Source organism: Aeromonas sp. R2-3 (assembly GCF_040908375.1).
GTDB lineage: Bacteria > Pseudomonadota > Gammaproteobacteria > Enterobacterales > Aeromonadaceae > Aeromonas > Aeromonas veronii.
In genome coordinates, this window is sequence record NZ_JBFODP010000006.1 from 23,122 (window position 1) to 29,439 (window position 6,318).

Genomic DNA, 6,318 nt, shown 5'->3' on the forward strand with positions numbered 1-6,318 from the left:
CAACAATCTAAAAACAAAACATGACTGGAGATAACATGAAAAAAACGATTGTTGCCATGCTGGTCAGTGGCTGCATCCTGATCCCTAGTTTGGGTCAGGCCCAGACTCTGGAAGAGTCGGTGGCACAGACACTTGCTACGCATCCCAAGATCAAGGAAGCGTTTGATCTGTATCAGGCACGACTCTATCAGCATGATGGAGCCAAGGGTGGCTATTATCCTACGATCGATCTGCGTGGTGGCGTAGGCTATGAAAAAACTGACAGCCCTTCTACCCGTGCTGCCAGTGCCAACAGCAATATTGATGATTCCATGACTCGCAAGGAGGCTGGACTCAGTCTGCGGCAAATGTTGTTTGATGGCTTTGATGTCAGCAACAACGTCTCCAGAACCGAAGCTGAAGCCAATGCCCAGCGTCTGGCGATGATCTCCGAAGCTGAAAATACCGCGCTGCGAGTAGCTGAGGTCTACCTCAATATGCTGCGCCAGCAGGAGATCCTGGAGCTTTCCAAACAAAACCTGGAAACCCACGAACAGATCCGCAGCGACATCAGCAAGCGGACTGATTCAGGGCTTGGCTCTACTGCGGATCAGACCCAGATTGAAGGTCGTGTTGCCCGGGCCTATTCAAATCAGGCCGCTGCCGAAAACAACTATCGCGACGCAGAGAGTGAATTTATTCGTGTCGTGAACGAGGTACCAAAAGATCTGGTACAGCCGGTTCCCAATACCGAGCTTATCCCGGCCAGCCTCGATAGTGCGCTGAAAACGGCGACCGAAGTCCACCCGACCCTGCTCTCTTCCCTGCAGGATATCGAAGCGGCCAAGTATCAACATGAAGGCGCCAAATCCGGTTTCTACCCGAATGTAACATTCGAGGTCGATCAGAACTGGAATGAGGATATCGATGCGGTCAAAGGGCGCAACGATGATCTGACCGCAATGGTGCGCATGCGTTACAACCTGTTCCGTGGCGGTTCTGATGTGGCAGAGAGCAATGCAACATCGGCGCTCTACTCTCAGGCGAAAGACATTCACTTGAATGCGTTTCGCCAGGTTGAGGAAGGCACTCGTCTGGCCTGGAACGCGAAAGAGTCGCTGGCCAAGCAAAAGACCTTCCTGAAAGAGCATGTTGACGCCAGCTATGACACCGTACAGGCATACAAGAAGCAGTTTGGGTTGGGTCAACGGACATTGCTGGACGTATTGAACACCGAGAACGAACTGTTCGAGGCGCGTCGCAGCTATATCACTGCCGAGTATGATGCACTGCTGGCGGACTATCGCATTCTCAACGCTACAGGTAGCCTGCTCAATGCATTTAGCGTCAAACAACCCGCTGAATGGCAGGCCAGGCAATAACCGTTTGCCCATGATCCCGCTGGGATCATGAACGCCAACATGGTGACTGCTGCTGGCAGTCACCATGTTTGGCTAACGCAGGTTGTTGTACGAGCTTTGAGGAGTGCAGCAGTAATAATGCAGCAGGAATATGACGTGACACTCCAGCGTGGTACCGGTAGCCGATGGTGTTATCTTCTCAATGAATGGAGATACCGATCGCTACGCGCTCTGCGCCACTCCTTGTGGATCCTGCTGTTACCCTTCTCACTTCTGCTCTGTGCCAGTCAGCCTCTGCCACAGGAAGATCTCAACTTGATCAAACGGGCGGAGCAGACCTATGGCGCCAGAGCCGGCAAGCGTGTAACCAGTTGGCGTATGTTGGTCATGGAGACGAAGGGCAGGGCCCTGAGCGAAGAAAAAAAGCTTGAGCGGGTTAATAATTTTTTCAATCGGATGCGTTTTATTGACGATATCAAGTTGTGGCGCAAAAAGGATTATTGGGCAACCCCGCTAGAATTTTTGGGAGCCGCCGGGGGAGACTGTGAAGATTTCAGTATCGCCAAATACTCTACGCTGCTCGAGCTTGGGATCCCGGATGATAAAATGCGGATGGTGTACGTAAAGGCTCTTGATTACAACCAGTTTCACATGGTGGTGGCATATTATGAGACACCCTCTTCCGTTCCGGTTATTTTGGATAATTTGATAGGCTCGATTCGCCCTGCCACACAGCGGCGTGATCTGGTGCCTATTTACAGTTTTAACGGTAGTCACTTGTGGTTGATGAAGGCACGAGGCCAAGGGGAACTGGCTGGTCAATCATCCCGCTTGGGATTATGGAATGATTTACGCAATCGCATGACCTCGGGGCGATTGGCTCGGCCAGTGGTGAATTTGGATGATTAACCTATGACGCTCTATCGACAGTTATTAGCCACCATGCTGCTGCTGTTTGGATTGTTATTTGCGGCCACATACTGGGTGCAATTCAATTCAACCCGCACTTATCTTGCGCAGCAACAGGAAACAACGGTCATCAATACGGCAACCTCGCTGGGGCTTGCGCTCACCCCCTATCTGGAAAACGGTGACAAGGTCGGTGCCGAGTCGGTGATCCAGGCCATTTTTGATGGTGGCTATTATCGATTGGTTCGCCTGGATCTACTGGCATCAAAGGATGTCATCGAGCAGGAAAATACCAACAATATTCAGGGGGTACCGCGGTGGTTTGTAAATTTGGGACTGTTTCCTGAGGTATCCAACGAGTCAATTCTGACGTCTGGCTGGTTGCAGCTTGGAAAATTAAAAGTAGTGGGTCACCCCGGCCAGGCTTATTACGAGTTGTGGCGGGGTATGAGCGAGCTGGCGAGCTGGTTTCTGGTCGGTTTTTTGATCACCACAATTTTGTTGATGAGAGCACTCAACTACTTGCTCAAGCCACTCAAACAGATCTGTGATCAAGCCGTCGAGATTGAGCTGCACCATTTCGGTCATACGATCCCGGAGCCTAAAACCCATGAATTGAAGCAGGTCGTTCAGGCGATCAACACCCTCTCAAGCAAGTTGGCGTTGCAGTTCAAAGAGCAAGCCGATGAGGCCGAGAAATTGCGCGAGCGGGTTTATGTCGATGCCGTGTCGGGGCTTGGCAACCGAGCCTATTTTGTGGGTCAGGTAAACGCATGGATAGCGGAGGCTGGCCAAGGTGGCGTCATGCTGGTTGCGGTCGACATGCTGGATGATATCTATCGCGATGAAGGCTTTGCTGCCCGTGACAACATGGTCAAATCGATAGCTCAGGCTTTGAAAGAGCAATTAAAAGGGTGGGATGGCGCAGCCTTGGCACGGATCTCCGCGACGGAATATGCGCTGCTCTGTCCAACTGACGATCTGACTCAGCTAAAAGAGCTGGCTGAAGTGATTAATAGCCGCATTGCCGATCTGGTGGTGAATCCAATGGGCGAAGGGGATGCGCTCTCCGTCATTGGTATTGCCGGTCGTGATGGCAATGATGATCTCTCTGCCTTGTTGACCAAAGCCGATAATGCGCTTGGCAAGGCGCGCAATGAACGCCGCGGTGCTGTGGTGATGGAAGGGGGGACTGAGCAAGGTTTGATGGGGCGTTTGGCCTGGCGAGATCTGGTACAAGATGCCATTTCACGTCAACTTTGGCGCTTCAAAGCACAACCAGCTTGCCGGTTTGATAATGGAGCAAGGTTGCATGCCGAGCTGTTTGCTTCTATCTCTCGGGATGGCACAGATTATTTTGCCGGTCAGTTCTTGCCCGCGATTGAACAGTTCAAATTGGGGGGCGAGTTTGACCAGGCGGTGCTTGATGCTTGCGTTCCATTACTGCAAAAACAGTCTGATCTGGTACTGGCGATCAACATCACTGCTGGCTCGCTCTGCTCGGATGAGTTTTTAACCTGGCTGACGCGCTATCTGACCGAACATGCAGAGCTCAAAGAGCGGTTGTTATTTGAAATACCTGAAGCTGCCATCATGAAACATAAAGACAACGTGGCTGCGTTGGTGGGCACCTTGCAAGCTCATGGCTTCCAGTGGGGGGTTGACCACTATGGTCGTCACTTCCAGTCTCTGGGCTATCTGGAGGAGTTGTCGCCGGCTTATGTCAAGGTTGATCACGGTTATACCAGTCAGGTCATGGAGCCGGGGGCTGACACCTCATTCCTGGCTGCAGTGTGTCGCGCCGCACACAATGCCGGTGTGACTACCATTGCGACCCGTGTCGAGGATCAACATCAAGTGGAACTGCTTTCCAAGTTGCATATCGATGGTTACCAGGGATTTGTTCATCCTGCCTTCCCATTGTCTTGAATTAAATGCTGGAAATGGCCCCGATAGGGGCCTTTTTTATACCAGTTACTTCTCTTTTCGCCATTTTTCTATAACCAACTCAAGGTCAGCTTTGAATGGGGCTGTGCCTAGGGTTCTGATTTGTATTAAGAAATTCCAACTCTTCGATTTTTTTCCGTCCATTTGTTGAATTTCTCTCGAACGTACGCTTTTTTGCAACGGAACAGCGCGCTATCTCCTTCTACGGTGTAGACATCAAGATCTGTCACCTTGGAGCAATGGATATGCGTACCCAAATCATCGACAAGTCCGTGGTTGTCTCAGCTATAGAAGGCAATGTGGAGATTGTGCTGGCTGATGGAAGCAGCCGCCCTCTGCAAAAGGGGGAAATTCTCCAACCCGGAGCCAAATTGACCATAGCTGATGACGCCAAGCTGGCTCTTTCCCCTTATGGCGATACTCCTGCATCGGATGTACCGGCAGGTTCCGAGTCCGCTGAACCTGCTCAACCGCAAGTGGCTGCCAGCCAGGAAGGCGCTCCTTCAGATATTGCCGCATTGCAAGAATCGATTCTGCAGGGTGTTGACCCGACTCAAAACTTTGAGGCTTCTGCTGCTGGTGGGGCACCAGCGGCCGGTGGTGGTGGCGGTATTGGTGGGGTTGCGGGGACCAGTGGTAATGGTGGTTTCGTCACAATTGATCGAACTGGTGATGCCACGATAGCTGCTGCAGGGTTTGATACCACCTACGATACGGCCGCTGTCATCAATGAAAATCAGGCCGAAGATTTGATTCTTGAAAATCAGCTTGATGATTTGGGCGAAACCGCCGTGACCCTGGAAGACACTCAGGTCAGTGGGAATTTGCTCGACAATAGTACCAATCCAGATGGGCCTGCTGATGCCTCTATCGTTTCATATGACTGGGGTATCAATATCGGAGTCCCTGCTGGTGTTGCTGCCACCATTACCGGAGTGGGCACGCTGATCATCAATCCGGATGGCAGCTATATCTTTACTCCTGCGCCTAACTATGATGGTGCTGTTCCCCCAGTGAACTATCAGGTAACTGATGGCCAAGATACAGTGACTTCAACACTCGTTATCTCCATTACTCCGGTAGATGAGGCGGTAGGCCTTGATGGGCTGACTCTGGAAGGGGGAGAGGTGTTGGTCAGTGATGCCAACTTGGTCGACGGTTCGGCACCTAACGCTGCCGCGTTAACTCAAAGTGGGGTGTTTACTTTTAATGCCCCTGATGGTGTGCAAACGCTGGCAATCGGGGCGATCCAGTTGATCAGCAATGGCACCGTGGTTGCTCTGCCTGTATCTATTGAGACGCCGCTTGGCAATGGATTGCAAATCACCGCAATAACCTACGATCCCGTTACCGGTAACGGCAGTGTCTCCTACAGCTATACCCTCCTTGATAACGAGGCCCATCAACAACCCGCTTCTGACCTGCAATTGGGTGAGAGTCTCGCTGTGACCTTGACCGATGATGACGGTGATACAACCAGTGCAACGCTGGACATCGTTATTCAGGATGATGTGCCGACCCAGGATGTGGGGGTGGCCGAAGAGGCTAATTTGGGTGGATTGTCGGTCAGTCTGGACGAGACGGTTGGCAAAGAGGATACCTACAGCGAAAGTGATGTGAATGACGGCTATGTCAGTGATGACGTAGAGGGGGCACTGGCCCGGGCTACAACTGCGATTGAAGGTGGTTTGCTGTCACTGTTTACCAGCAGTGGAAGCTACGGTGCTGATGGTGCAGGTAGCATCACCGGCAGTTTCAGCTTTGTCGGAATTGGCGAGGCGGGGATTGCCACCAACCTGCTTGCCACCAAAGGTGGTGCGATAACCCTCAATGCGGTGAGCTCGACCGAGCTGCAAGGGGTTGATGGTGACGGCGACGTGGTCTTCAGCATCAAGATTGTGGAGGTAGATGGGGTATCCCAACTGCGGACCACCCAGTTTGAAGCCTTGTCTCATGACGACACCGGTTTGTTTGATGAATCACTGTCGCTGCTGCTCAGTGGACAGAACAGTCTGGGACTGCAATACAGCGTGACCCGTGTGGACGGAGATGGCGATAGCGTGACCGACAGTGCCACTGTCAGTTTGATTGCGGGCGAGCGGTCGGTATTCAGCTTCGATGA

4 protein-coding genes are annotated in these 6,318 nt (G+C 52.1%); all 4 read left to right on the forward strand.

Features of this window, described 5'->3' with window-relative positions; all coding sequences use genetic code 11:
• Positions 1-35: 35 nt before the first annotated feature.
• Entirely contained in the window at positions 36-1,361 is a 1,326-nt protein-coding gene (locus tag AB5Z02_RS02675; protein ID WP_043819337.1) for a TolC family outer membrane protein, read from the forward strand.
• Between the two features lie 135 nt (positions 1,362-1,496).
• Entirely contained in the window at positions 1,497-2,249 is a 753-nt protein-coding gene (locus AB5Z02_RS02680; protein WP_005350994.1) for a transglutaminase-like cysteine peptidase, read from the forward strand.
• 3 nt (positions 2,250-2,252) lie between these two features.
• Complete coding sequence (locus tag AB5Z02_RS02685) at positions 2,253-4,178, forward strand: EAL domain-containing protein (RefSeq protein ID WP_042056178.1); 1,926 nt, start codon at positions 2,253-2,255, stop codon at positions 4,176-4,178.
• Positions 4,179-4,441: 263 nt separating this feature from the next.
• Positions 4,442-6,318: retention module-containing protein (locus AB5Z02_RS02690; protein WP_368215211.1), on the forward strand; the 1,877-nt coding region annotated here is incomplete at its 3' end.